The organism is Streptomyces sp. NPDC007189 (assembly GCF_040703635.1).
GTDB lineage: Bacteria > Actinomycetota > Actinomycetes > Streptomycetales > Streptomycetaceae > Streptomyces.
This window is the reverse complement of record NZ_JBEYEY010000014.1, coordinates 1-25983: the sequence shown is the minus strand read 5'-3', so window position 1 is coordinate 25983 and position 25983 is coordinate 1. Positions and strand designations below refer to the sequence as shown.

The 25983-nt window shown below is 73.0% G+C and carries 17 protein-coding genes and 2 pseudogenes; 5 read left to right on the top strand and 14 right to left on the bottom strand.

Going from position 1 to position 25983, the window contains the following annotated elements; genetic code table 11:
* Positions 1–22: 22 nt before the first annotated feature.
* Positions 23–3043, bottom strand: coding sequence for a glycoside hydrolase family 38 C-terminal domain-containing protein (locus AB0950_RS26425; RefSeq protein ID WP_366779545.1), 3021 nt, complete (start codon positions 3041–3043; stop codon positions 23–25).
* 446 nt (positions 3044–3489) lie between these two features.
* Here AB0950_RS26425 and AB0950_RS26420 point away from each other — a divergent pair, with 446 nt between their 5' ends.
* Positions 3490–3675 (top strand): hypothetical protein, encoded by a 186-nt coding sequence (locus tag AB0950_RS26420; protein ID WP_360159653.1) that lies wholly within the window; start codon positions 3490–3492, stop codon positions 3673–3675.
* On the opposite strand, the gene AB0950_RS26415 is transcribed toward AB0950_RS26420, so the two are convergent.
* Positions 3653–5989 (bottom strand): alpha-L-fucosidase, encoded by a 2337-nt coding sequence (locus AB0950_RS26415; protein WP_360159651.1) that lies wholly within the window; start codon positions 5987–5989, stop codon positions 3653–3655. The genes AB0950_RS26420 and AB0950_RS26415 overlap by 23 nt on opposite strands.
* 219 nt (positions 5990–6208) lie before the next feature.
* Here AB0950_RS26415 and AB0950_RS26410 point away from each other — a divergent pair, with 219 nt between their 5' ends.
* Positions 6209–7552, top strand: coding sequence for an amidase family protein (locus tag AB0950_RS26410; protein ID WP_360159649.1), 1344 nt, complete (start codon positions 6209–6211; stop codon positions 7550–7552).
* Positions 7553–7555: 3 nt separating this feature from the next.
* Here AB0950_RS26410 and AB0950_RS26405 read toward each other — a convergent pair whose 3' ends face one another.
* Positions 7556–8050: a GNAT family N-acetyltransferase gene (locus tag AB0950_RS26405; RefSeq protein WP_366779544.1), complete on the bottom strand. Its 495-nt coding sequence runs from the start codon at positions 8048–8050 to the stop codon at positions 7556–7558.
* A gap of 65 nt (positions 8051–8115) precedes the next feature.
* On the bottom strand, positions 8116–8289 hold the full coding sequence (locus tag AB0950_RS26400; protein ID WP_360159645.1) for a hypothetical protein: 174 nt from the start codon (positions 8287–8289) through the stop codon (positions 8116–8118).
* 406 nt (positions 8290–8695) lie between these two features.
* Between AB0950_RS26400 and AB0950_RS26395 the strand changes: the two genes are divergently transcribed.
* Positions 8696–9049 carry a hypothetical protein gene (locus AB0950_RS26395; protein WP_360159643.1) on the top strand — a complete coding sequence of 118 codons (354 nt, stop codon included), beginning with the start codon at positions 8696–8698 and terminating at the stop codon, positions 9047–9049.
* A 23-nt stretch (positions 9050–9072) separates the two neighbouring features.
* Here AB0950_RS26395 and AB0950_RS26390 read toward each other — a convergent pair whose 3' ends face one another.
* The 6 genes from AB0950_RS26390 to AB0950_RS26365 all read right to left on the bottom strand — a co-directional run bounded on the left by AB0950_RS26390 (position 9073) and on the right by AB0950_RS26365 (position 18237).
* A complete protein-coding gene (locus AB0950_RS26390; RefSeq protein ID WP_360159641.1) occupies positions 9073–10566 on the bottom strand; it encodes an SDR family NAD(P)-dependent oxidoreductase in 1494 nt (497 codons plus the stop codon).
* Positions 10567–11053: 487 nt separating this feature from the next.
* The gene (locus AB0950_RS26385) at positions 11054–12385 is read right to left on the bottom strand and encodes a wax ester/triacylglycerol synthase family O-acyltransferase (RefSeq protein WP_360159639.1); all 1332 of its coding nucleotides are present in this window, start codon (positions 12383–12385) and stop codon (positions 11054–11056) included.
* 157 nt (positions 12386–12542) lie between these two features.
* Positions 12543–14864, bottom strand: a complete 2322-nt coding sequence (locus AB0950_RS26380) for a GH92 family glycosyl hydrolase (protein ID WP_366779543.1) — start codon at positions 14862–14864, stop codon at positions 12543–12545.
* A 172-nt stretch (positions 14865–15036) separates the two neighbouring features.
* Positions 15037–16257, bottom strand: coding sequence for a glucose-1-phosphate adenylyltransferase (gene glgC / locus AB0950_RS26375; protein WP_366779542.1), 1221 nt, complete (start codon positions 16255–16257; stop codon positions 15037–15039).
* Positions 16258–16307: 50 nt separating this feature from the next.
* The gene (gene glgA / locus AB0950_RS26370) at positions 16308–17459 is read right to left on the bottom strand and encodes a glycogen synthase (protein ID WP_366779541.1); all 1152 of its coding nucleotides are present in this window, start codon (positions 17457–17459) and stop codon (positions 16308–16310) included.
* Positions 17460–17499: 40 nt separating this feature from the next.
* Entirely contained in the window at positions 17500–18237 is a 738-nt protein-coding gene (locus AB0950_RS26365; RefSeq protein ID WP_360574345.1) for a (2Fe-2S)-binding protein, read from the bottom strand.
* Between the two features lie 231 nt (positions 18238–18468).
* Here AB0950_RS26365 and AB0950_RS26360 point away from each other — a divergent pair.
* Positions 18469–19290 (top strand): annotated as a pseudogene (locus tag AB0950_RS26360) (DMT family transporter); the annotation flags it as partial.
* A gap of 940 nt (positions 19291–20230) precedes the next feature.
* On the opposite strand, the gene AB0950_RS26355 reads toward AB0950_RS26360, so the two are convergent.
* The gene (locus tag AB0950_RS26355; RefSeq protein WP_360159629.1) at positions 20231–21400 is read right to left on the bottom strand and encodes a transglycosylase family protein; all 1170 of its coding nucleotides are present in this window, start codon (positions 21398–21400) and stop codon (positions 20231–20233) included.
* A gap of 272 nt (positions 21401–21672) precedes the next feature.
* Here AB0950_RS26355 and gndA point away from each other — a divergent pair, with 272 nt between their 5' ends.
* Positions 21673–23112, top strand: a complete 1440-nt coding sequence (gene gndA / locus AB0950_RS26350; protein WP_360159627.1) for an NADP-dependent phosphogluconate dehydrogenase — start codon at positions 21673–21675, stop codon at positions 23110–23112.
* Positions 23113–23593: 481 nt separating this feature from the next.
* Here the strand turns inward: gndA and AB0950_RS26345 are convergent, their stop codons facing one another.
* From AB0950_RS26345 to AB0950_RS26335, 3 genes and pseudogenes are all read right to left on the bottom strand, one after another.
* Positions 23594–23938 carry a GNAT family N-acetyltransferase gene (locus AB0950_RS26345; protein WP_360159625.1) on the bottom strand — a complete coding sequence of 115 codons (345 nt, stop codon included), beginning with the start codon at positions 23936–23938 and terminating at the stop codon, positions 23594–23596.
* A gap of 48 nt (positions 23939–23986) precedes the next feature.
* Positions 23987–24406, bottom strand: coding sequence for an aspartate 1-decarboxylase (gene panD, locus AB0950_RS26340; RefSeq protein WP_360159623.1), 420 nt, complete (start codon positions 24404–24406; stop codon positions 23987–23989).
* A 1124-nt stretch (positions 24407–25530) separates the two neighbouring features.
* A pseudogene (locus tag AB0950_RS26335) lies at positions 25531–25772 on the bottom strand (DUF5302 domain-containing protein).
* Between the last annotated feature and the right edge of the window lie 211 nt (positions 25773–25983).

The following is a 25983-nucleotide window of genomic DNA, read 5'->3' as shown; positions in this document are numbered from 1 at the left end:
CCCCTGCGGGACGGCCGGCTGGTCATCCGCGGCTGAACCTGAGCGTCACCAGTTCGAACGGCCGCAGCCGTACGGTGATCCGCTCGCCGTCGCGCACCGGTGGCTCGGTGTCGCCGCCCGGCCGTTCCAGCAGGTCGGTGACGGTGACGTCCACGACCTCGAAACCGGCCGTGAGGGTGGCGCGGGCCCGGCCGCCGTGGGCCTCGTGGAAGCGGACCACCACGTCCCCGCTGCCGTCGTCGGCGAGCTTCACCGCCGTGATCATGACGGCGTCGTTGTCGACGGTGACCAGCGGGGCGACCTCGTGGGCGCCGGGCAGGCGCCGTTCCGGCAGGTTGATCCGCCAGCCCTCGCGGACCGCGTCGGCGATCGAGGCGCCCGGGACCAGGGCGTGCCGGAAGCGGTGGACGCCCTGGTCGGTCTCGGGGTCGGGGAAGCGCGGGGCGCGCAGCAGGGAGACGCGGACCGTGGTCGTCGTACCGCGGTCGCCGTCGGTGCGCACGGTGCGGGTCACGTCATGGCCGTACGTCGAGTCGTTGACCACCGCCACGCCCCAGCCGGGCTCCTGAAGATGGACGAAGCGGTGGTTGCACGCCTCGAACTTGGCGGCCTCCCAGGAGGTGTTGGTGTGGGTGGGGCGGAAGACGTGCCCGAACTGGGTCTCGGAGGCGTACCGTTCGGCGTGCAGATCGAGCGGGAAGGCCAGCTTCAGGAACTTCTCCGTCTCGTGCCAGTCGACCTCGGTGTCGACGAGCAGCCGCCGCTCGCCGGGCGGCAGCGACAGCACCTGGGTGACCCGGGAGGCGCCGAAGCTCCGCTGGACCCGCACCGAGATCCCGTCCTCCCCGGCGCGCACCTCGTCGGCGTCCGTGAGGTCGGTGACGGTGTGGCGGTAGAAGGCGTCCACGTCCCAGGCGTCCCACATGTTCGGGAAGTCGGGGTGCAGCTGCAGGAGGTTGGCCGCCTTGCCGGGCGCGACGGTCTCGCGGTCGGCGGTGATGTCGTAGGCGGAGACCACCAGGCCCCGGGGGTCGATCCCGATCCGCAGCAGCCCGTTGTCCAGGACGAATCCGCCGCCCTCGCGCGGCACGAGCCGGGTGTGGCCCGTCCTGGCCGGCACGGCGGCCGCTCCGGCGGCGACTCCGGCCCGCTCGTGCGGAGCCGCGTTGAAGACCAGCTCGGCTTCGCCCTCCCCGGCCAGGGCCCGCTGCGCCGCGCCGATGATCTCGTTCAGCTCCCCGGCGATCCGCTCGTACGTCGCCCGTGCCTCCCGGTGCACCCAGGCGATGGAGGAGCCGGGCAGGATGTCGTGGAACTGGTGCAGCAAAACCGTCTTCCAGATCCGGTCCAACTCCTCGTAGGGGTAGGGGAACCCGGTGCGCACGGCCGCGGTGGCCGCCCACAGCTCGGCCTCCCGCAGCAGGTGTTCGCTGCGCCGGTTGCCCTGCTTGGTCTTCGCCTGGCTGGTGAGGGTGGCGCGGTGCAGTTCGAGGTACAGCTCGCCGACCCAGACCGGCGCTTCGGGATACTCGGCCTCGGCCTTCTCGAAGAAGGCACGCGGTGCCTCCCAGGTGACGGTGGCCGAGCCCTCCAGGTCGCGCAGCCGGGCCGCCTTGGCGACCATCTCCCGCGTGGTGCCGCCCCCTCCGTCACCCCAGCCGGTGGGCGCCAGCGAGTGCCGGGCGGCGCCCTTGTCCTTGAAGTTGCGGGCGGCGTGGGCGATCTCCCTGCCGTTCATGGAGCAGTTGTAGGTGTCGACGGGCGGGAAGTGGGTGAAGATCCGGGTCCCGTCGATGCCCTCCCACCAGAAGGTGTGGTGGGGGAACGTGTTCGTCTGCGACCAGGAGATCTTCTGCGTCAGCAGCCACTTGGAGCCGGCCGCCCGGATGATCTGCGGGAGCCCGGCGGCGAAGCCGAAGGTGTCGGGCAGCCAGACCTCCTCATTGTCGACGCCGAACTCGTCGAGGAAGAACCGCTTGCCGTGCACGAACTGCCGGGCCATCGCCTCCGAGCCCGGCATGTTGGTGTCCGACTCCACCCACATCCCGCCGGCCGGCACGAACCGCCCCTCGGCGGCCGCCTTCTTCACCCGCGCCCACACCTCGGGCCGGTGCTCCTTCACCCACGCCCACTGCTGCGCCTGGGACATGGCGAACACGAACTCCGGCTCGTCCTCGATCAGCGCGGTCATGTTGGAGGCCGTACGGGCCACCTTGCGGACCGTCTCGCGCAGCGGCCACAGCCAGGCCGAGTCGATGTGCGCGTGCCCGACGGCGCTGATCCGGTGCGCGGACGGCACGGCGGGCGCCGAGAGCACCCCGGCGAGCCGCTCCCGGGCCCGGCCGGCCGTGCCGTTCACGTCCTGCAGGTCCACGGCGTCGAGCGCCCTGTCCACCGCGCGCAGGATCTCCCAGCGGCGCTGCGAGTCGGCCGGCAGTTCGGCCATCAGCTCACCGAGCACCTCCAGGTCGATCACCAGCTGCCACACGGTCTCGTCGAACACGGCGAGGTCCATGCGGGTCAGCGTGTACAGCGGCTCGGTGCCCGCGGTGTCCTTGTCGCCGAGCCGGGTGGGCACGAAGGCGGGATAGCCGAGGATGACCGGGTTCGAGGCGGCCTCGATGTGCAGGCGCACCTCCTCGCCGCCCGCGACGGGCGCGCCGACGCGGACCCACTGGTTGCGCGGGTTGAGGCCCTTCACCGGGGTGCCGTCGGGCCGGTAGACCAGGCCCTCGCACTGGAAGCCGGGCATGTTCTCGTCGAAGCCCAGGTCGAGCAGCGCCTCGACGGTCTTGCCGGCCCACGCCTCGGGCACGGTCCCGGTCACCCGGAACCAGCTCGTGCCCCACGGAACACCCCAGCGGGCGCCGATCTCGACGGGCTCCGGCTCGGCGGCGAGCCCCTCCTGGACCGGCACGGGCTCGCCGGGCGCGTGCCACACCGCGACCTGGAGCGGCACGGACTCGGGGTACACGGCGGGGCGGATGCGTTCGTCGAGGACACGCCTGAGGCGGGCTTCCACCAGAGTGCGGTCGTCATGCATACGGGCTGCTCCCTGCGGGTTCCGGGGTTGGGCGGTCGTACCACCGGGGGGTGACGGTGACGCGGACGGAGGTGTTGTACAGCTCCCCCACAGCGCGCCGTTCGAACCGTGCGCCCCTCTCCGGGCCGGGAAGCGGCGGATCACCGGCGGCTACGGTGCCTCGCAGCCGCGGAGGCAGCCGGCTCGGCACGACTGGCTGCTCTGCACTCCCTGGCGAGTGACTCCGCCCAACCACCCCCCGTGCCCTGGCCGCCGGCCCGGACAACTCCCCCGCTCGCCGCGGGCCTCCGCCCGGGACGGCCTGAACGTGGGGAACGAGGCGGTGGCCGCCTACCGCAGGGTGCCGGACTCGGACACGGCCGCGGCCCGGCACCGCGTCCGGGCGGCAGCCGGACTGGCGGTGTACCGTCCGGTCCGGCACCAGGCCCTGCACGCCCTGAAGGCCGTTGCTGACCGACACCCGGGCCCTGCTCGGTCTCCGGGAGAGCGCCGCGGCCCATCTGGGCCTCTTCGGCGTCGCGCAGAAGACCGGCGCCGAGGACGCCGAACGGCGCCGGATCCTGGAGCTGCTCCCGCCCGACCTGCGCGTCTGCGCGCAGGACCGGTCGTTCAGGACCGCCAGTCGACCTTGAACACCCACACGTACCGGCCCGCCTTCCGCGCGGCCTCGGGTACGTCGATCACCAGCGAGCCGCCCGAGACGGTCCAGGTCAGGGGGCGGTCGTGGCCGAGCATGGTGACCTTGTCCCCGGACCGCACCGGCACCGGCGCCTCGACGATCAGCTTGGCGCCCGGCTCGGCCAGCGAGTGGATGTAGAACGCCTCGTCCGGGCGGACCGTGAACCGCAGGTCCTCGCCGAGCTGGGCCATCCGCGACCAGTACGTCGTGTCGTAGACCGCCTCGCCGTTGACCTTGAGCCAGGCGCCCGTCTGGCGCAGCCGGGTCTGCAGGATGTCCGCGATGGTGCCGTCGGCGCGCGGACCGATGTCCAGCAGGAAGTTGCCGTTCTTCGAGACGATGTCGACCAGGCTGTGCACGACCTCCTCGGCCGTCATGTAGGCGGTGTCCGGGGTCGCCTGGTTGTAGCCGTAGCTGAACGGATCGAGCCCCCGGCTGGACTCCCACTTCGCGACGACCGTGTTGGCGTACGTCGTGTACTCCGGCGTGGTGAAGTCGTGGAAGGCGATGCCGGAACGGTTGTTGACGGTCACGTCGATCGGGCGGGCGCGGTTCTTGGCGTGGTTGAAGTACTCGGCGAGCACATGGAGGCTGTCGTTCACGCCGCCGATGTCGCACCAGATGATCTCCGGGTCGTAGCCGTGGATCAGTTCGAGCATCTGCGGGGCCTGGTAGTCGTGCACGTAGTCCTTGCCCGCGGTGTATCCCGTGTACGGGACCGGCTCCAGGGTGTACGGGTTGCGCGGGGCGTGGCCCATCCACGGGTTGTCGGGGTTGAACCACTCCGGCATGGAGAAGTAGAGCCCGCGGTGGAGTTCGGGGGCGTACCGCCGGGAGGCCTCGAACAGCTCCTTGACCAGGTCGCGTCGGGGGCCCATCCGTACGGCGTTGCGGTCGGAGACCTTGGTGTCCCACAGTGCGAAGCCCTCGTGGTGCTTGGAGGTCAGGACGTGGTACTGGGCGCCGGCGTCCCGGAACAGCTCCACCCAGGCGCGCGGGTCGAAACGCTCGGCGGTGAAGCGCGGGATGAAGTCGTCGTAGGCGAAGTCCTCGCCGTAGGTGGCGCGGTGGTAGGCGTATGTGGGGTTGCCGGGGTCCTGCATCTGGTCCCAGTACCACTCGGCGTACTGCTTGCCGACCGGCGCCCAGGCGGGCACCGAGTAGACGCCCCAGTGGATGAAGATGCCGAACTTGGCGCCCTGGAACCAGTACGGCGCCTGATGGCCGGAGAGGGAGGCCTCGGTGGGCTGGTAGTCGGCCACTCCCAGGGTCAACCGGCTGGACGCGGAGGCGGCTTGGGCGCCTCCGCCGCGTGCGGTCACCGTGCCGTCCTGCCGGGTGCCGGGGGCGGTGCCCGCGCGGTTGCGGATGCCGATGCGGACGCGGGCCTGTTCGCCGGGGTCGAGGCGGCGGATGCGGGCGGGTTCGACGGTGCGGGCGCCGGGGACGTCGACACGCACGGACACGTCGTCGCCGGACAGGATCGGGACCGTACCGGCGTTGACGACCGTGGCCTCGACGCTCTGGGCGCCGGTGGCCTCCAGCAGGGAGGCGGTGGAGTGGGCGTCGCGCAGGACCAAGGCCCGCCCCTGGGCCACGGGTTGCAGGGAGAGGGCGAAGACGTGCAGGGACGTCTTGTTCGCGGCGGCGGGGTTCGTGACCGGCAGGGTGACGGCGACGGCCTCGCGCCGGGGGTCGATCCACACCTCCGACGTTCCGATCCCGACGCTGTGCTCGTCCTTGGTGCCGTCCGGCGTGTAGCGGTACGGCGCCGAGAGCGGACCGCCCGCCGCGTACCAGTCGGCGCCGCCGAGGGCCGCGGTGCTGGTGGAGCCGTCGGCGTAGTGGACGGTGGCCTGGCCGGAGGCGTCGCCGTAACTCCCGGCGGTGAGGAAGACGGCCGAGAGGTAGTGGCCGCGGGGAAGGTCGACGCGCTGGCCGAGCGCGACGACGTTGTTCCTGGCGCCCGCCGTCGACGCGGGGAAGTCGAAGGGGACGCCGTCGACTTGGATGCGGCCCGCGGGGAGTTCCTCGCCCGGGAACGTGTAGCCGGAGCCGTCGAAGTCGCCGCCGCGGGCGGAGGCGGTGTCGATGCCGTCGTTGCCGTAGAGGGCGTCGAGCGGGACGGGCACCGGGTCGGGGACGGTGGCCCACGGCGCCTGCTGTCCGGCGGCGCGCGCGGGTGTCGCGGCGGTGAGCGGCAGGGCGGCCACGGCGGTCGCCCCGGCCGCCGCGCCCAGGACCAGCCGTCTGGGATACGTGCTCATGAGCGGCTCCCATTAACTCCGATTCATCGGATGTCTGATGATGGTGGCGCCGCAAAGACGCTGTCAACGGGGCTGCAGCGAAACCGAGTTCAGGCATTGATCGGATGACGAGGTGCGTCGAGGGAACGGTGTCTCGACGTACCGCACCCGAACGGGCACAGTTCTCCCTGCGCCGTGCTGCGTACCAGCGAGTAGCCGAGGACCGAGCGAGGAGTGCCCGTGGGTGACTGGGCCGGGCGGAGTGCCGCCGAGATTGCCGCCGCCGTACGCGAGAAGCGGGTGACACCGCGGGAGGTGGTGGCCGAGCACCTCGCGCGGATCGAGCGGCTGGACGGGCGGATCGGGGCCTTCCGGAAGGTGCGGGCCGAGGCCGCGCTCGCCGAGGCCGACGAGGTGGGCTCGCGGACCGGTCTGGCCGACCTGCCGCTCGCGGGCGTCCCCGTGGCCGTGAAGGACAATCTCGCGGTGCGCGGCGAGTCCCGCCGCGACGGCTCCGCCGCCACCCCCGACACCCCGGCCGCGGAGGATCATGTCACGGTGGCCCGGCTGCGGGCGGCCGGCGCGGTGGTCGTGGGCCTGACGAACGTGCCGGAGCTGTGTGTCTTCGGCACCACGGAGGGCCCGTACGGCACCGCCCGCAATCCGTGGGACACCACGCGCACCGCCGGCGGCTCCTCCGGCGGCAGCGGGGCCGCGGTGGCCGCGGGACTGGTGCCGGTCGCGCTCGGCAACGACGGCATGGGCTCCCTGCGCATCCCGGCCGCGAACTGCGGCCTGGTGACGCTGAAGCCGGGGCACGGCGTGGTGCCGGCGGGGATCGGCAACGGCGACTGGTTCGGCATGGCGGAGAACGGCGCGCTGGCCACGACGGTCGAGGACCTGCGGCTGGTCCTGGGCGTCCTCGCGGGGGCCGACCTGCCACGCGCGCAGGAGCCCCCGCGCCGGCGGATCGCCGCGGCCGTGCGCAGCCCGCTCGCCGGGGTGAGCGTGAGCAGGCCGTATACGATCGCCGTCCGGGAGGCGGCCGGGGTGCTGACGCGGGCGGGGCACCAGGTGCGGCGGGCCGAGCCGCCGTACCCGCTCTCTTTGGGGGTGACCGCGCTGACGCACTGGACGGCCGGGACGGCCGCGGACGCCGAGGGCCTTGACCGGGCGCTGCTGGCCCGGCGGACCCGGGTGCACGCGGCGGTGGGCCGGCGGTTCGTGGACTCGGTGCGCACCGGGGACGGCCGCGAGCGGCTGCGCGCGAAGCTGACGCCCTTCTTCACCGAGTACGACGTCCTGCTCACCGCGGCCCTGGCCCGGCGCTCCCCCGCGGCGGGCCCGTGGCACGAGCGCGGCTGGCTGCGCAACGTCCTCGCGAACACCGCGTACTCGCCGTTCACCCCGCCGTGGAACCTCACGGGCTGGCCCGCGATGTCGGTGCCGTTCGGCGCCCTTCCCACGGGCGCGCCCTGTGCCGTACAGCTGGTCGGCAGGCCGGGGTCGGAGGGCGTGCTGCTGGAGCTGGCCGAGGAGCTGGAGCGGCTGCGCCCGTGGCCGCGGACGGCGCCGGTGGGCTGATCCTCAGCCGGGCTGTTCGAGCGACCGGTACATGATGTGCAGGCCCACCCGGCCGTGCCGGGGGTGGTCGAAGGCCTCCGGGACGGTGCCGAGGACGGTGAAGCCGAGGGAGGTCCACAGGGCGACGGCGGGGTTGGTCTCGACGACGGCGTTGAAGACCATCGCGCGGTAGCCCTGGGCCCTCGCCTCGGCCAGGACGTGTTCGGCGAGGGCGCGGCCGATGCCTTCGCCGGTGCGGTCGGGGTCGACCATGAAACCGGCGTTGGCGACGGAGGCGGCGGGCCCGCCGTAGTTGGGGGTGAGGTACGCCGAGCCGGCCACGGCGCCGGACGGGTCCTCGGCGACGTGGACGCGCTTGGCGGGGTGCATCCACAGCGCGCGGGCGTCGTCCTCGGAGGTGTCCGGGTCCCAGGTGTAGGTCTCGGCGGCGGCGACGATCCGGTGCCAGAAAGGCCAGATCCGCGGCCAGTCGTCGGCCACGGCTTGTCTGATCAGCATGGGCGCGAGTCTGTCAGGTCACGCCCACGCACGCGGCGATCGCGAGGGGTCGGTGGGATCCGGGGTCAGTCCACGCTGGGCAGGATGTGGGGTTCGGCGAGGTCTTCCTCGTAACCCGCGAGGCGGATCGGCGCCGACCGGGCCCACACGTCGAGGCTGCCGAGTTCTCCGGGCCGGCGGCCCGCACGCTCCGTGCGTTCCTTGGGGCGCTCTTCGCCATTCGTCTTCTCCGGTGTCACCGCGCACTCCTTATGTGTCGGTCGCCCTCGGGGGCGTCCGGTCAGTCTGCGCTCCGGCAGTCGGCGCCCGCTCGGGTCTGGATGGAAAGCCAGTCCGGGCGCGGTGGCGCCGGTACGGACGGCGGGTCTGGGTGGGACCCGATCGTGTCGTCCGCCCCTTCAGGGTACCCAAATGAGCGGGCCCGCGCTCGATCGGGAGTGCAAACAAGGTGTAACTATCAGAAGTCGTTTGGCCCCTCCATACCTGTCAATATGCGGCTATGTGCCGTCGGGCGCATCACCCGCGCGTGGAGGGAATCACCCGCCCGGGCTACACGTGGCGCAGTTCAGGTGCCGTTGGCCGCGGCGCAAGCTCGCCATGATCTGCTGATGAGCGGCAACGGCTGTCTCGCGGAAGGACTGACGCATGGAGCTGCGCAGCGTCGAGGAGCTGATGGAACTGCTGTACGCCCGCCGGCACCAGCACGCGCTGCGGACCGCCGCGCTGCTGCGCCGCGGGCGCCCCGCCGACAAGGAGCTTCAGGTGGCGGGGCTGGTGTACGGCATCGGCGCGGCCGAGGCGGTGCGGCCGCTGCTCGGGGAGCGGGTGTTCCGGCTGGTGCGCGGGGACGCGGGCCCGGTGGACGACGACGCGCTGCGGCTGCGCCAGGCGGCCGAGGAGAGCCGTACGGCGCGCTTCGACGCGGGCGTCCTGGAGGACTGGCGCACGGTGCTGGAGCTGGTGGCGGCCCGCAACTCCCGGCTCGGCGCCGTCGACTGACGCCTCGGGAGTTCCGGCGCGGGTCACCACTTGCCCGGCGCGTAGTCCTTCAGGAAGACGCCGTACAGGTCCTCGCCCGCCTCGCCGCGGACGATCGGGTCGTACACGCGGGCGGCGCCGTCGACCAGGTCGAGGGGCGCGTGGAAGCCGGCCTCGGCCAGGCGCAGCTTGTCGTAGTGCGGGCGCTCGTCGGTGATCCAGCCGGTGTCGACGGAGGTCATGAGGATGCCGTCCGTCTCGAACATCTCCGCCGCGCTGGTCCGCGTGACCATGTTCATGGCGGCCTTGGCGGCGTTGGTGTTCGGGTGCCCGGCGCCCTTGTAGCCGCGACTGAAGACGCCCTCCATCGCCGAGACGTTCACGACGTACGCGCGCCCGCTCGGCGCCTTCTTCGCGGCGTCGGCCATGGCCGGGCGCAGCGCGCTGATGAGGATGAACGGCGCCGTGTAGTTGCACAGCTGGGTCTCCAGCAGCTCCACCGGGGAGATCTGCTCGATGGTCTGCACCCAGGTGTTGGTGTCGACGACGTCCGGGACGAGGCCGCCGGCGTCGATGGCGGTGCCGTCGAGGTGCCGGGCGACGCTGGCGTTGCCGGCGACGAGGGCGAGGTCGGCGACCTTCTGGGCGTCCAGGCCGCTGGTGCCCACGGGCAGCGCGGCGATGCCGTCGACGGCGCCGGAGTTGAAGGCGCCGATGACGTGGTGGGCGGGGAGTTCGCCGGCGGGCAGCGGGGCGCTCTCGCCCTCGACCAGCGCCGCGTAGGCGGAGGGCAGGCGGCGCACGGTCTGGGTCGCGTTGTTGATCAGGATGTCGAGCGGGCCCGCCTCGGCGACCTGCTCGGCGAGGGCGACGGCCTGCGCCGGGTCGCGCAGGTCGATCCCGACGACCTCCAGGCGGTGGATCCACTCGGCAGAGTCCTCCATCGCCTTGAACCGGCGGATGGCGTCCTTGGGGAACCGGGTGGTGATGGTGGTGTGCGCGCCGTCGCGCAGCAGGCGCAGCGCGATGTACATGCCGATCTTGGCCCGGCCGCCGGTGAGCAGGGCGCGCTTGCCGGCGAGGTCGGCGCGGGCGTCGCGCTTGGCGCGGTTCTCGGCGGCGCACTTCTGGCAGAGCTGGTGGTAGAAGTAGTCGACCTCGACGTAGCGCTGCTTGCAGGTGTAGCAGGAGCGGGGGCGCTGGAGTATGCCCGCGATCCGGCCCGCCTCGACCTTGGAGGACGGCAGGATGCCCTCGGTCTCGTCGTCGATGCGCTCGGCGGAGCCGGTGGCGGTGGCCTCGGTGACGGAGCGGTCGTGCGCGGTCTTGGCGGCGCGGCGCTCCTGGCGGCGGCGCTGCTTGACCGTGCGGTAGATGTGCGAGGTGGCCCGGCGGACCTTGATCGCGTCCGGGTGGTCGACCTCGAGGGTGTCCAGCTCCTCGAGCACGCTCAGGCAGACGGCGAGCCGCTCCGGGTCGATGCCGGGGCCGTGGGCCACGTCCTGGGTGGCCATGGAGCCGTCTTCTGTCACCGTCATCGCGCTGCCGCTTCCCTCTCACCCGCGCAGCGCTCCGACTCGCGCCCGCTTTCGAACGGGGAATTTTACGGAGGACCGGCCCCCGAACCAAACGCGCGCCGAGGACCGGGACGGGGGCGACACACAGGCCGGGGCAGGGAGCCGGCCGCAGGCCACCGCCGGAGCCCGCAACGGCCCACGGACTGCGGCCTGGAACCGGGGGTACAACCCCGGCCGGGGGCCGACGCGGACAGCGGGCCCCATACCACCGCCGGAGCCGACAACGACCGCAGAAGGCAGCACGGAGGCCGAGCGCCTGCCGACAACCGGGACAGGGAGCTGGTCGCGTGCGGACGGCCGGGCCTGCGTCGCACGCCTGCGCGGGGCGGCGCGGCCGCCGGCTGTCGGTGCGCCCCCGCGGGGGCCACCCGCACCCGGCGACGAGAGCCGCACGGGTGGTGCGGGTGGGAACCGCTCCCGGCCCCACGCCGGAGGCGACGGCCGGTGCTCACACCTCGCACGCCGCCAGCAGCGTGGACAGCTCGGCCGACACCGCGTGGGCGAACCGGTCCAGGTCCGGCACCGCCTGCGCGTCCGCGACCAGCCCGTAGTGCACGTGCCCGCGGTACGTCGAGATGGCCACCGCCAGCGACTGACCCGGCGCGAGCGGGGCCAGCGGGTAGACCTCGTTCAGTTCGTGGCCGCCCAGCCGCAGCCCCAGCCCCGGCAGCGGCACGCTGGTGACGAGGATGTCGAACCACAGCCGGGCCGCCTGCCCGACGAGCGGCCCGCCGAGCCGGTGCCCGAGGGCCGGGATGTGGTCGGCGAGCAGCGCCACCGCGCCGGCGCCCCGGTTCGGCCCCGCGTCCTTGTTGCGGACCATCGCGGAGCGCACGGTGCCGAGGCGGCCGAGCGGATCGGGTTCGTCCACCGGGAGCCGTATCAGATAGCCGGAGAGCCGGTTGCCCTGTGGGTGCGCGGTGCGCGGACGGCGCCGGGACACCGGGATGAGGGCGCGGGGCGCCACGCCCTGCGTACGGTCGCCGCGCTCCTCCAGCCAGCGGCGCAGCGCCCCGGCGACGACGGCGATCAGCACGTCGTTGACCGTGCCGCCGGCGGTCTTGCGCACCCGGTGCACGTCGTCGATGTCCACGACGACACCGGCGGTGCGGCGGGTGCCGGTCGGCTCGGAGGTGAGCGCCGAGACGGGCCGCATGCCGAGCGTGGAGCGGGCGAGGGAGGCGCCGATGTCCAGGGCCCGGCCCACGTCGGACAGCGCGCCCTTGACCAGGCCGGGGACGAGCCCCGGCAGCCGGCGCACATCGGTCAGCAGCCCGCGCGGCGGCTCGATGGCGCGCGGCGCCCGCTCGGGCAGGTCCACCGGGTCGAGGATGCCGGCGGCGAGTTTCAGCGCGCGCAGGCCGTCGGCGAGGGCGTGGTGGAACTTGAACAGCACGGCGAAGGACATCCCGTCCTCGCCGGGCAGCACGTGTGCCTCCCACGGCGGCCGGCCGCGCTCCAGCGGGCGCTCCATGAGCCGGCCGGCGGCGGCGTGGAAGTCGGCGGTCGGGGCGTGCAGCCGTACGTGGTTCAGCGGGTCGAAGTCCGGGTCGGGTTCCCGGGTCGCGCCGCCGAAGGCGAGCGGCTGCCAGACGTCGCGGATGCGCAGGCGCAGCCCGGGCACGGCGGCGGCGCGCGCAGCGAGCAGATCGGCGGCGTGCGCGCCGGCGGTGGGCGAGTGAGCGCCGAAGACGCCGAGCGCGCCGAGGTGCATCGGGTGCCGGTCGGACTCGATGTTCCAGAACGCCAGATCGAGGGGAGCGAGCAGGTCGGAAGTCAAGGGCTTGCCTCACGCGTCGACGACGGGTGGATCTGAAGTCACTCGCAGTCAATCTCTGTCAGCTGATTACGGTCAAGTACGATCAGGCTACGCTCAGTTAACGGAAGATTAAGTCCCGCCTCCTCCGAAAGAGGCGGGACACAAGGGAATGGTGAGGTCACTTCAGGACCGGCTGCACCGCGTCGGGTGACGTACCCCACTCTGACGGGCGCGGGCCGACCGTGAACGCGAGCGAGCGCAGGGAGCGCAGCGCGCCCGTCGTGAGGTAGGTCCGGCCGTGCGGTGTGCCGTCGGTGCGGACGGCCTGGATGTAGCGGTCGGTCGCGGAGGTGCCGGGCGCGGTGATCGTCAGGCGGCCGCCGGGCCAGTAGCGGCGGTCCAGGGTGAGGTCGACGCGGTCGAAGACGGGCGTGGACAGGCCCCAGGTGTCGTAGCCGGGCTGGATCGGGAAGAGCCCGATGGACGACAGCACGTTCCAGGCGGACATCGTGCCCAGGTCGTCGTTGCCGGTCATCCCGGTGGGGCCGTCGGTGAAGAGGGTCAGGGCGGCGTGCACCACGTCCGTGGTCTTCCACGGCTGGCCGGTGGCCAGGTAGGTGTACGGCGCGATGAGGTCGGGCTCGTTCATCGGGTTGTACTTGTCGGCGTTGTAGTAGTCGTACGCGTCGCCGTGCACCCACACCTCGCGGGCGGTCCTCGCGGGGTCGGCGAGCAGCCGGTCGTAGGCGAAGAAGGAGTCCAGCCGGTCGTTGGCCGTGCGCCGCCCGCCGATGAGCCGCACCATGCCGGGCACGTCCTGCGGCACGAGCCACTGGTACTGCCAGGCGGTGCCCTCGTGGAAGCCGTCGCCGCGCGCCGGGTCGGCCGAGCCGGTGAAGGCGCCGGAGGCGTCACGGGCGCGGAAGAAGCCGGTGGCGGGGTCGAAGATGTTCCGGTAGTTGTGCGCGCGGGCGGCGTAGCGGGCGGCGTCGGCGTCGTGGCCGAGACCGCGCGCCATCTGGGCCAGCATCGCGTCGGCGAGGGCGTACTCCAGCGTGACGGAGGCGCCGTGGTGGTAGTCGGTGTCGCCCATCTTGGCGTACGGCCGGTCCCTGTCGTACGGGGCGAAGCCGTGCGCGAGGTACTCGGCGTTGGCCTCCCGGCCGATCCCCGGGTACTCGGCGGGCGGGACCCCGTCGGCGTTCTTCCTCAGCGCCCGGTAGACCCGCTCCTCGAAGCCCTTGAGCAGCCCCATCTGGTAGGCCGTGGTCAGGAACGGGGTGACCGGGTCGCCGCTCATGATGTTCGTCTCGACCGGGCCGTAGCCCCATTTGGGCAGCCAGCCGCCGTCCTCGTCGACCGCGACGACCGAGCGGGCCATGTCCCGTGCCTCGCGCGGCGCGAGGAGCGCGAGGAGCTGGGCCTGGGTGCGGTAGGTGTCCCACAGCGACCAGTTCTGGTAGTACGTGTAGCCCCTGGCGCGGTGGACGCGGCGGTCCCAGCCGAAGTAGCGGCCGTCGGCGTCGCTGCCGATGTTCGGCGCGAGGAACGACCGGTACAGCGACGAGTAGAAGGTCCGGCGCAGTGTGCCCGCGCCGCCCCGGACGTGGACGGCGGCGAGCCGCCTCTCCCACTCCTCGCGGGCCCGCGCGCGGACGGCGTCGAAGGACGGGCGGCCCTCGGCGGCCAGGTTTCCGGCCGCGCCGCGCGCGTCGACGTACGACAGGGCGGTGGTCGCCTCCACCGTGCGGTTCCTGGTGGTGTCGAACCGGACGTAGGCGCCGCCGGATCCGCTGCGGGAGCCCGGGGTGAGCGTCGCGCCGTCCCAGGTGCCGTAGGCGGTGAAGGGCCGGCTGAAGCGGGTGATGGTGTAGACGGTGTAGGGGCCGGTGTCGCGGCAGAAACCGTGGCCGGTGATCTCGGTGCGCACGGTGTGGTCGTCGAGGATCTCGACGGTGCTGGAGACGGGCTTGTGCAGCGCCTGGGCCGCGTTCAGCAGCACGTTGGCCTTGCCGGTGGCGGGGAAGGTGTAGCGCTGCACGCCCGTGCGCGCGGTCGCGGTCAGCTCGGCGCGGACGCCGGAGGCGAGGCCGACCCGGTAGTAGCCGGGGCTCGCCGTCTCGTCCCGGTGCGAGAAGCGGGCCGCGTACTGGGTGTAGTCCGTCTGCGTGATGTCTCCGGTGGTGGGCAGGACGGGCAGGTCGCCGCCGATGCGGCAGCCCACGCCCGAGAGATGGACCAGGGAGAAGCCGCGGATACGGTTCTGCGTGTAGTCGTAGCCGGTGCTGTGCCCGGTGTCCGGGGAGAGCTGCACCATGCCGAAGGGCACGGCCGCGCCGGGGAAGGTGTTGCCCTCGTCCTGGGTCCCGATGAACGGGTTGACCAGATCGGTGAGGTGGCCGTCGGTCCGCTCTGCGGCCCGTGCGGCGGGGGTGGCGATCAGCGCGGACGCTGCCATCACCCCGGCCAGGCACAGCCGCGTGCGCCGGGTCCCTCTCATGTCGGATGACCTCCGCAGGTTCGACATCGGTGTCTGAATCCTGAAGGTCGAACGACTCAAAACCGGGAAAGGTACGAAGATCGGGCCGAACGCGTCGCCCCGGGGCACACCGGGATGATGACGGCGCGTCAGGGCCCCGGCCGCGGCTGGGGGCGGTGCGGACGCGGGCGTCCTACGGCACCCGCTGCCCCTTCCCCAGGGCGATCACCCCGCCCTTGGAGACGGTGTACAGCTCGGCGTCGCGCTCGGGGTTCACGCCTATCGTCGCGCCGGGCGGGACCTCGACGTTCTTGTCCAGGACGGCGCCGCGGACCACCGCGCCCCGGCCGACGCGCACGTTGTCGTGGAGCACCGAGCCCTGCACCACCGCGCCGGGGTCGACGCGGACGCCCGGGGAGAGCACCGACCGGGTGACCTGACCGCGGATCAGGCAGCCGGCGCTGATGATGGACTCGCTCGCGATGCCGCCCGCGTTGAAACGGGCCGGCGAGAGCTGGCCGGAGTGCGTGTAGATGGGCCACTGGCGGTTGTACAGGTTGAACGCGGGCCGCTCGGCGATGAGGTCCATGTGCGCGTCGTAGTAGGCGTCCAGGGTGCCCACGTCCCGCCAGTAGCCCTGGTCGCGGCTGGTCTCGCCGGGCACGTGGTTCTCCCCGAAGTCGTACAGCTGGGCCTCGCCGCGTGCGGTGAGCTGGGGCAGGATCGAGCCGCCCATGTCGTGCACCGACTGGCCGTCCTCGGCGTCCCGTTGCAGCGCCTCGACGAGCGCCTTGGTGGTGAAGATGTAGTTGCCCATGGAGGCGAAGACGGTCTCCGGGTCGTCCGGCAGGCCGGGCGGATCGGCGGGCTTCTCCAGGAACCGCTCGACGGCCTGGCCGTCCGGGCCCGGTGTGATCACCCCGAAGGACGAGGACTCCGAGCGCGGCACCCGGATGCCGGCCACCGTCACGCCCGCGCCGCCCTCGATGTGCTGCCGCAGCATCTGCCGCGGGTCCATGCGGTAGACGTGGTCGGCGCCGAACACGGCCACGTACTCGGGCTGTTCGTCGTAGATCAGGTTCAGGCTCTGCAGGATCGCGTCGGCGCTGCCCAGGTACCAGCGCGGGCCGAGGCGCTGCTGCGCCGGGACCGGTGTGACGTAGTTGCCGAGCAGGCTGGACATCCGCCAGGTGGTGGTGATGTGCCGGTCCAGCGAGTGCGACTTGTACTGGGTCAGCACGCAGATCCGCAGCACGTCGGCGTTGACGAGGTTGGACAGGACGAAGTCGACGAGCCGGTAGGTGCCGCCGAAGGTGACGGCCGGTTTGGCGCGGTCGGCGGTCAGCGGCATCAGCCGCTTTCCCTCGCCGCCCGCCAGCACGATCCCGAGCACGGAAGGCCCTCCACGACGCATGGCCGCTCCCCTCACCCTGGTTCCACCATGGATGCCCCGCGCGGACGGGACTAAGCCTGCTTGAGGATCTCCTCGTACAGCGCGGCCGTGCGCCGGGCCACCGCGTCCCAGCCGAACTCCTCCGCCGCGCGCCGCCGTCCGGCCTCCCCCATCCGCCGGGCCGCCTCCGGGTCGCCGAGCACGGTGTCCAGCGCCCGGGCGAGACCCGGCTCGAAGTCGTCGTCCACGTCGACGAGCAGGCCGGTCCGGCCGTCGTCCACCACCTCGGGGATCCCGCCGACCCGGGAGGCCACGACCGGCGTGCCGCAGGCCATCGCCTCCAGGTTGACGATGCCGAGGGGTTCGTACACCGAGGGGCAGGCGAACACGGCCGCCCGCGTGAGGAGTTGGATCACCTCGGGGCGGGGCAGCATCTGCGGGATCCAGAACACCCCGGCGCGGACCCGGCTCAGCTCCTCGAACAGCTCCCGGAACTCCCGGTCGATCTCCGGGGTGTCGGGCGCGCCCGCGCACAGCACCACCTGGACGCCCGGATCGATGTCCCGTACGGCGCGCAGCAGATGGGGCACGCCCTTCTGGCGGGTGATCCGGCCGACGAACAGCACGTAGGGGCGGGTCGGGTCGATGCCGTGCCGGGTGAGGGCGTCGGTGCCGTGGTCGGGCCGGTACAGCCGGGTGTCGATGCCGTTGTGCACGACGTGCACGGCGGCCGGGTCGAGCGCCGGGTAGCAGGCCAGGATGTCCTCGCGCATGGCTCCGGAGACGGCGATCACCGCGTCGGCGGCCTCGATCGCGGTGCGCTCGGCCCAGCTCGACAGCGCGTATCCGCCGCCCAGTTGCTCGGCCTTCCAGGGCCGCAGCGGCTCCAGCGAGTGCGCGGTGACCACGTGCGGGACCCCGTGCAGCAGCTTGGCGACGTGCCCGGCGAGACCCGCGTACCAGGTGTGGGAGTGGACGAGTTCGCGGCCTTCGAGGGCGGCGGCGATGGACAGGTCCACGGAGAAGGTGCGCAGCGCGTCGTTGGCGCCGTCGAGCACGGACCAGGGCCGGTGGCGTACCACCCCCACCCCGCGGCCCTCGCCCCAGCAGTGCACCTCCAGGTCCACCAGCGAGGCCAGCTCCCGGGCGAGGAACTCCACATGGACACCGGCGCCGCCGTACACGTCCGGGGGGTACTCCCGGGTCAGCAGTCCCACTCGCACCGGACAACCCCCTGGCATCGGCGGCAGGTTCCCCTCATGGTCACCCAGATGCGGCCCGTGGGGAAGAGCGCGGCGGCCGGGTGAAGCAGCAGTCGCCGCAGACCCCGCCGCCGGGCACCCGGTAGTACAGGCAGCAGCTGCGGCGGCGGAAGGCGGCGCCGGTGCGGGCGCCGGTGGTGCGCAGCAGGGGGTGGGCGAAGAGGCCGTCCGTCAGGGCGCGGGTCCGCTGGGCGGCGTCGGTACGGCCGTGGGCGCGGGCCCAGCTCTCCAGGGTGCGGGCCGCTGCGGCGAGCGCGGATCCCGCGTTGCCCCACAGCAGTCCGGGGGCGCTGCCGTAGCGGTCCCTCAGCGTCTTGGCCAGGGGCGCCAGATGCCCGTGCAGCACGGTGGCGGCGAGGGCGGCGGCGTCGCCGGGCAGCGGGCGCAGCTCGGTCAGGCACAGGTCGTCGGGCGCGGAGGCGTGCGGATCCCAGCGCAGCAGGCGCGGGTCGAGGTCGGGCGTCCGGCCGTACAGGACGGCGCAGCCGAGGGCCGCCGACCACAGCCGGGCGGCCAGGCCCTGCTGGGCGATGGAGGCGGCGACGCGCGGCTCGGCGGTGCGCAGCCGGTCCGCGACCACGGCCACCCGTGCCGTCAGGGCGTCCGGCGCCGCCCCCGCGTAGGTCTCGGCGAGCGTGGGCGGTCGATCGGTGTCCGGGCCGCCGGCAGTCGCGGCCGTACGCAGGACGAAGAAGCCGCCGAGCGGGCGGAGCGCGGCGAGAGCGGGGTCGAGGTCCACGACCCGTAGTGCTATCAGGTGCGTTCCCCGGTCCCGGGAGCAGGGCCCGGCGGCGCGTCACCCGTCCCGAGGATGATCGCGCGGCCGGTGTACTCCATCGGCAGTAGGAGGCATTGCGTGCTCAGGGACGACGACGGGAAGAGCGCGGCCGGGCAGAGTGTCGACCATGGAAGCCGACCAACCGTCGCGCCGGGCCCAGGGCCCCCGCCGCCGTCCGCACCGGAGACACCGATGAGCGCCCTCGCGCTGTCCGTGCTCCTGTCGTTCGTGTCCGCCGCCGCCTACGCGGCGGCGGCGATCGTGCAGGAGCAGGTGGCGGTGTCCTCGACCGGCAGCGCCTATCTGCCGGTGCGCAGGGCGGGCTGGTGGGGTGCGCTCGGACTCAACGGTCTCGGCGGCGTGCTGCACGTGGTCGCGCTGGCCTACGGGCCGCTCAGCCTGGTCCAGCCGCTGGGCGCGCTGACCATCGTCTTCGCGCTGCCCCTGGCGGCGCTGTTCGTCGGCCGCAGGGCGGGGACGACGGCCTGGCGCGGCGCGGTGATGGCCACCGCGGGCCTCGCCGGCCTGCTGGCCCTGGTCGGCTCCTCCGACAGCACCTCCCTCGACACGGCCCAGCGGGTGGCGGTCGCGCTGGTCACCGGTGGGGCGGTGGTGGCGCTGATGTGCGCCGGCCGGGCCGCGCACCGGCATCCGGCGGCGCGCAGCGTGCTGCTCGCCACCGCGTCCGGCATCGCGTTCGGCATGGCGTCGGTGTTCACCAAGACCGTGGCCGTCGACTGGACCCACGGCATCGAGACGGACGACGTGCCGTCCCTCGCGGTGATCGCCGTGTTCTCGGCCGCCGGCGTCCTGCTGTCCCAGGCCTCCTACCGGGGCGGTGGGCTCGCCGCCCCGCTGGCCACGCTGACCGTGGTCAATCCGGTGCTGGCGGCCGCCGTCGGCATCCTGATGTTCGGCGAGGCGTTCCGCTACGGCGGCACCGGCACCGCGCTCGCGGTGAGCTGCGGGGTGGTGGCGGCGGGCGGCCTGATCATGCTGACGACCGAGCGGATCGAACACACCGGGACGGCCACGGCACCGGACACCGGCCCGGAGCCGCTCCTGCCGGCCGGGGCGTTCTGTGGGGTGCCGCAGCAGCGGGGGTTCGCGGAGACCGAGGCGTTCTGCGGCGTATCGCAGCGCGGTTCCGCAGAGCCCGAGCCGGACGGGGCCGGGCCGAGCCGAAGCGGGCAGGAGCCGGCCGGGTCGGACCAGGGCGACGGCGTGCGCGACGAGCGGCCGGCGCTGCGGGAGTTGCTGGGGCCGGGTCCGGACGGCGAGCCGGCGCTACGGGACCTGGTCGGAGCGGGCCCGGACGGCGAGCCGGCGCTACGGGACCTGCTCGGAGCGGGCCCGGACGGCGAGCCGGCGCTACGGGACCTGCTCGGAGCGGGCCCGGACGGCGAGCCGGCGCTGCGAGATCTGGTCGGAGCGGGTCCGGACGGCGAGCCGGCGCTGCGAGATCTGGTCGGAGCGGGTCCAGACGGCGAGCCGGCGCTACGAGATCTGGTCGGAGCGGGTCCGGATGGGGGCCTCAGTGGAGCGGGGTCGGACGGGGGCCTCGTGCGGGAATCCGGCCGCAGTCTCGGTGCGGATGCGGACGGCAGGCGGGTTCCGGGACCGGGCGGCAGCCGCGCGCCGGGGCCCGGCCGCCGCGTTTCCGGACCGGATGGCGGCCTGGTTCCGGGACCGGGCGACGGCCTTGTTTCCGGGCCAAGCGGCGGCCTCGTTCCCTCAGCGGGAGCGGGCGGCGGCCTGGTTCCCCGGCCAAGTGGCGACCCTGTGCCAGGAGCCGGCGGCGGCCCTGTGCCAGGACCGGGCGGTGACGGTGACAGGGACGCCGGAGTCGGCGGCGACCCGCCCGCGTCCGGCCCGCTGCCCGCGTCGTACCTCACCCTCTCCTCGGCCCTCGGGCTGCCGCTGCCCGTGCCGGGCGGGCACGGCTGTACGCGCGTCAGATCCTGACCCCGGCCGCCCGCAGATAGGCGAGCGGGTCGATGTCCGTGCCGAAGCCGGGTCCGGTCCGCACCTCGAAGTGCAGGTGCGGACCGGTGACGTTCCCGGTGGCCCCGGACCGGCCGATGCGCCCGCCCGCGGTGACGGTCTGCCCGATCCGCACGGAGATGGCCGACAGGTGGCCGTACTGGGTGTAGCGGCCGTCGGCGTGCCGGATGACCACCTGGTAGCCGTAACTGCCGCCCCAGCCCGCGGCCACCACGTGCCCGGCCTCCGCGGCGTGCACGGCGGTGCCGGTCGGCACGAGGAAGTCGACGCCGGTGTGGTAGCCCTTCGACCAGTGCGAGCCGGCCACGCGGTAACCGGTGCCGATGGGCGCGTCGACCGGGGCGACGACGGTGCGGCCGGTGCTCTTCGTCCGGTGCGGCGCGGCCTTGTGCTCGGAAGGGGCTTTCCGCTTCGGGGATTTGGTGGTGGCCGGGGACTCGGCGTGGGTGGCGGCCGTGCCGTGCAGGGCGAGCCGCTGGCCCGGCAGGATCAGGTCGGGATCGCCGCCGATCGTCGTGCGGTTGCCGGCGTAGAGCGCGTGCCAGCCGCCGTGGACGTGGTGCTCGTCGGCGATCCCGGAGAGGGTGTCGCCGCGCACCACGGTGTACATCTCGGCGCGGCCGGCGCGGGACTGCGGAGTGGTCTGCGGCCGCACCTCCCGCACGGAGGCCTCCGTCGCGGCCTTCTCGGTCCGCGCGGGCCGTGTCGCGGCGCTGTCCGGGTGGGCGCCGGGATCGGCCTCGCCCCGGTTCAGCCCCGCCCGCACCGAGCAGACCGGCCAGGCGCCCGGCCCCTGCCCGTCGAGGACCCGCTCGGCGACGGCGATCTGCTCCTCCCGGCTCGCGAGGTCGGCGCGCGGGGCGAACCGGGTGCCGCCGTACTCCTCCCAGGTCGACTGGGTGAACTGCAGCCCGCCGTAGTAGCCGTTGCCCGTGTTGACACTCCAGTTTCCGCTGGACTCGCAGGCGGCGACCTTGTTCCAGGTGGCGGCGTCGGCCGCGTCGGCCGTGCCGGCGGCGACCAGCGGGATCGCGAGGCCGGCGCCGCCCGCCGTGACGGTGAGTGAGGCGCGGTTGATCCTGTTCGGCTGGTACCGGCGATGCCGGCCGCGTACGGCCATGTCCGAATTCCCCTCGGCATGCGTCAGGAGGCGCCAAAAGTAAGCGCGGCGAACAGGCCATGACAAGACGGAAATCCGGCCTCCCACGCGGCCCGAGTGGCCGGGAACGCACCCTGTTCCATGCGATCCCCCGGAGGCTGAGGCGTCGGGCGGCCGCACGTCGTATTGAGGGCGGGCGGGTCGCGTGTGCGCTCGCCGGAACGGCACGACAGGATGGGCGAGGACCCGTACTGACGGAGCCGTAGTCACGAGGCAAGCAGGGAGCAGGCGGTATGAGCACTTCAGCGCAGATCGGCGTCACGGGCCTCGCGGTCATGGGCCGCAACCTCGCCCGGAACTTCGCCCGCAACGGCTACACGGTCGCGGTGCACAACCGTACGGTGGCGCGGACCAAGGCGCTCGTGGAGGAGTTCGGGACCGAGGGCGACTTCATTTCCACCGAGACCGCCGAGGAGTTCGTGGCGGCTCTGGAGCGTCCCCGCCGCCTGATCATCATGGTGAAGGCGGGCGAGCCGACGGACGCGGTGATCCAGGAGTTCGCCCCGCTCCTCGAGCCCGGCGACATGATCATCGACGGCGGCAACGCGCACTTCGCGGACACCCGGCGCCGGGAGCGGGAGCTGCGCGAGCGGGGCATCCACTTCGTCGGCACGGGCATCTCCGGCGGTGAGGAGGGCGCGCTGCACGGCCCGAGCATCATGCCGGGCGGCTCGAAGGAGTCGTACGCGTCCCTCGGCCCGATGCTGGAGAAGATCTCGGCGAAGGCGGCGGACGGCGCGCCCTGTGTCACGCACTGCGGCCCCGACGGCGCCGGGCACTTCGTGAAGATGGTCCACAACGGCATCGAGTACGCCGACATGCAGCTGATCGGCGAGGCGTACCAGCTGCTGCGCGACGTCGCCGGGTACGAGCCCGCGCAGATCGCGGAGATCTTCCGCACCTGGAACACCGGCCGGCTGGACTCCTACCTGATCGAGATCACCGCCGAGGTGCTGTCCCACGTGGACGCGGCGACCGGCAAGCCGTTCGTGGACGTGGTGGTGGACCAGGCCGAGCAGAAGGGCACCGGCCGCTGGACGGTCCAGATCGCCCTCGACCTGGGCGTCCCGGTGTCCGGCATCGCCGAGGCCGTCTTCGCGCGCTCGCTGTCCGGGCACGCGAAGCTCCGCGAGGCCTCCCGGGGGCTGGCGGGCCCGACGGCGGCGCCGCTGGGCAAGGAGGAGGCCGGGGCCTTCGCGGACCGGGTGGAGCAGGCGCTGTACGCCTCCAAGATCGTGTCGTACACGCAGGGCTTCCACGAGATCGCCGCGGGCAGCGAGGAGTACGGCTGGGACATCGACCTCGGCAAGGTCGCCTCGATCTGGCGGGGCGGCTGCATCATCCGGGCGGCCTTCCTGGACCGCATCCGCGCCGCGTACGACACCCGCGCCGACCTGCCGAGCCTGCTGTCGGACGAGACGTTCGCCCGCGAGATCGCCGACGCGCAGGACGACTGGCGCGAGGTACTGATCGCCGCGACGCGCCAGGGCGTCCCGGCACCGGGGTTCGCGGCGGCACTGGCGTACTACGACGCCCTGCGAGCCCCCCGCCTGCCGGCGGCCCTGACCCAGGGCCAGCGTGACTTCTTCGGCGCCCACACCTACCGCCGCGTGGACCGGGACGGCTCCTTCCACACGCTGTGGGGCGGGGACCGGGACGAGGTGTCCGCCTGAGGGGGCGTCTGAGGTCCCTGGGAGGCTGTCGGCCAAGGGACCGGTGGGGAACTGGCGTGGCACGGTCGCCGGTTGGGGCGGTCGGTCGCGCAGTTCCCCATGCTCCTTGTGCGGTGCCGGGCGTGCTCAGGTGAGCGGTGGGCCCGGCTCGGGATTCGGTACCGGCTCCGGGCCCGGCGGGATCGGGGACGGTGAGGGCTCCGGCGGGCCCGGGGCCGGAGGCGCCGGGGGCGGCGTCGGCTCGGGGCCCGGTGGAGGCGGGGTGGGCGCGGGGCCCGGCTCGGGGGTCGGGACCGGGCTCGGGTAGGGGTCCGGCGGGGTGGGACCGGGACCCGGACCCGGATGCGGCCCCGGCGGGACGGGGTCGGGATGCGGGTTCGTCATGGGTGTCCTCCGGCAGTCGTGGGACGTCGCCTCTGGACTACTCCCCCGCCTACCCGGCCCCCGCGCGGCCACTCACCCGTCAGGCGGAGCCGCCCGCTCAGAACCGCCCGGGATGGGTCCGCAGCCAGTCCTTCGCGGCCGCCACCAGCTCGGGGTCGGCGGGCGGGGCGGCCTCCGGGTGACGCTCGGCCCACCCGGCGACGTACGGGCACAGCGGCACCACCGGGACGCCCTCGCGCCCGGCGAGGTCGTACAGCTCACGGGCCAGGGAACCGCCGATGCCGCGGCCCTCGTGGGCGGGCTCGACGATGGTGTGGACCGGGACCAGGGCGCGCGCGGGCGACTCCAGGACGAAGTACTCGACACGGCCGACGACTTCACCCTCGCCGACGGCCTCCAGGCGGCCCGCCGCCCGGTCGTCGCGGATCTCGATATCGCTCATGGGCTCGGCACACTCCTGGTCCGGTCACGGAACGGTACGGTCCCCCGGTCAGGCCCCGACGGCCTGCGGGCTGCGCTGCTGGTCGGAGCCGGGCACGGGCTCCGACGGGTCGGCACCGAGGGAGACGATCCGGTTGTCGCCGTCGACGTGCACGACCCGCGGCTTCAGCGTCCGCGCCTCGGCGTCGGTGACCTGAGCGTAGCTGATGATGATCACCAGGTCCCCGGGATGCACGAGATGGGCGGCCGCCCCGTTGATCCCGATCACCCCGGACCCGCGCTCGCCCTCGATGACGTACGTCTCCAGCCGGGCGCCGTTGGTGACGTCCACGATGTGCACCAGCTCACCCGGCAGCAGATCGGCGGCGTCGAGCAGGTCGGCGTCGATGGTCACCGATCCCACGTAGTGCAGGTCGGCCTGGGTGACGGTGGCGCGGTGGATCTTGGACTTGAACAGAGTACGCAGCATTCGGAACTCCCTGAATTCGGCTCCCTGCCTGCTTTGCGCAGGTCAAGGGCTGTTCACTCAGCCTACAACGGCTCTCTCCTGCCGACGCCTGCTGCAGATGGCGGGATTGGCGCTGACCGGTTGCTGAGTTGGCTGACAGGTCGCCAGTGATGGCGGATAGCCCGTTCATGACCTTCCTCTTCACCAGCGACCGACAAGCGCGACCAGAGTACGGACCGACGCCCCGAACTGCAGCGAGATCCCTGTCACGTCCCCTGGCGGCAAGAGGGAGGAGCAAGATCACTAAAGCGCGAGACCGCGCTGCCTGGACTCCACAAAGCACGGCTTGGCGGCAGTCAGTCTGAGCGCAGTCCACACCGGGGCACCGGCACCTCCGTACCTCACCGCTGCAAGGTCGACCGAACCATCCGCCGCTTGCCCTAATGCCTTGGAAGGGCGGCGCAAGATGTGAGCCTGGCCCTGTGGCGGATCGTCCCCGCCCCTCTTTCTTTTCCTGGCACGCGCTTCGCCTGCGCCAACCGGGCAACCGTCCGTCATGCGACGCAGCCTGGCCGCAGGCAGGGATGCTGACTGCGCCGGACGAAATGGTATTCCGGCTGCACGGCCACCAGTTCCCCTTCGAGGGCGAGGCAAGTGGCCCCGCGCAACCGGAAGGTAAGAGGTACCGCCTTCGGTAACCACCTGTTCCGCGTTCGCGGGCTCCGCCCGCACGCCCGCACGTGGATGTTTGGCTCATGCTGTGAAGGGCTCCGGATCAGATGCCGGAATGCGGCGGACTCAGCCGGACCAAGTGCCTCCCTCGGCGCAGGCATGGACCACCGAAGCGTTCCGAACGCGCGCCAGGGCTTCGGGTGCGACCTGCGCCGGACCGGCAGGCGTCGAACCAGCCGGGGTTGTGGGGCAAGGTGCCTGATGGTTCGGGTAGAAGGGGTGCGTCTGGGCCAGGTGGATCCCTGGGACCGGGACCAACCCCAGCCGGGCCGTTCCGCACAGGCCAGAACTCCGGCTCCGCCCGCCCGCGACGCGCACAGCGGTACGCGCACGTTGCGGGCCACTGCACGGGGAGCGCGAGTGGATAGCGCTCAGAGCGCGGGTGAAGCGGCCGGATCCCGGGACTGATCGACTCAGCCGCCGCTCTTGCGCCTGAACGACCGCTGGCTCGCAGCCGGGCCGTGCGCCGTACGCACCTTCGACGCATCGGGGTTGGCGGCAGTATCCGCGGCGTCCGCCTGCGCACCGCGCTTGCGCGCCAGGGCTTCGCGGAACGTGCGCTTGAGGTCGTGGTTGCCGTCGCTGTCCGGCGTCAGAGGGGACGTCTCCGGGGCAGCCGGCCCTAACCTTCCGTAGGTACGGGCTCTGCGGTCATGGTGACCTCCTGGGTTCAGGGGTGGGCAAGCACAGCTTGTCATGCCGGGCGCCGGCGACATCATCCTGCTCCGTTGCGGCGGGTATCCCTCTCAGGGCCAAGGGAGTTCGCTTCGCAGGTGAGGTGCACAGGACGGCTTCGGGCCGGGCCGTGGGTTGTCGATCCCGTGGCCAGGCCATTCACTGCCAGGACAACGGCTGTCAGCCGTTGC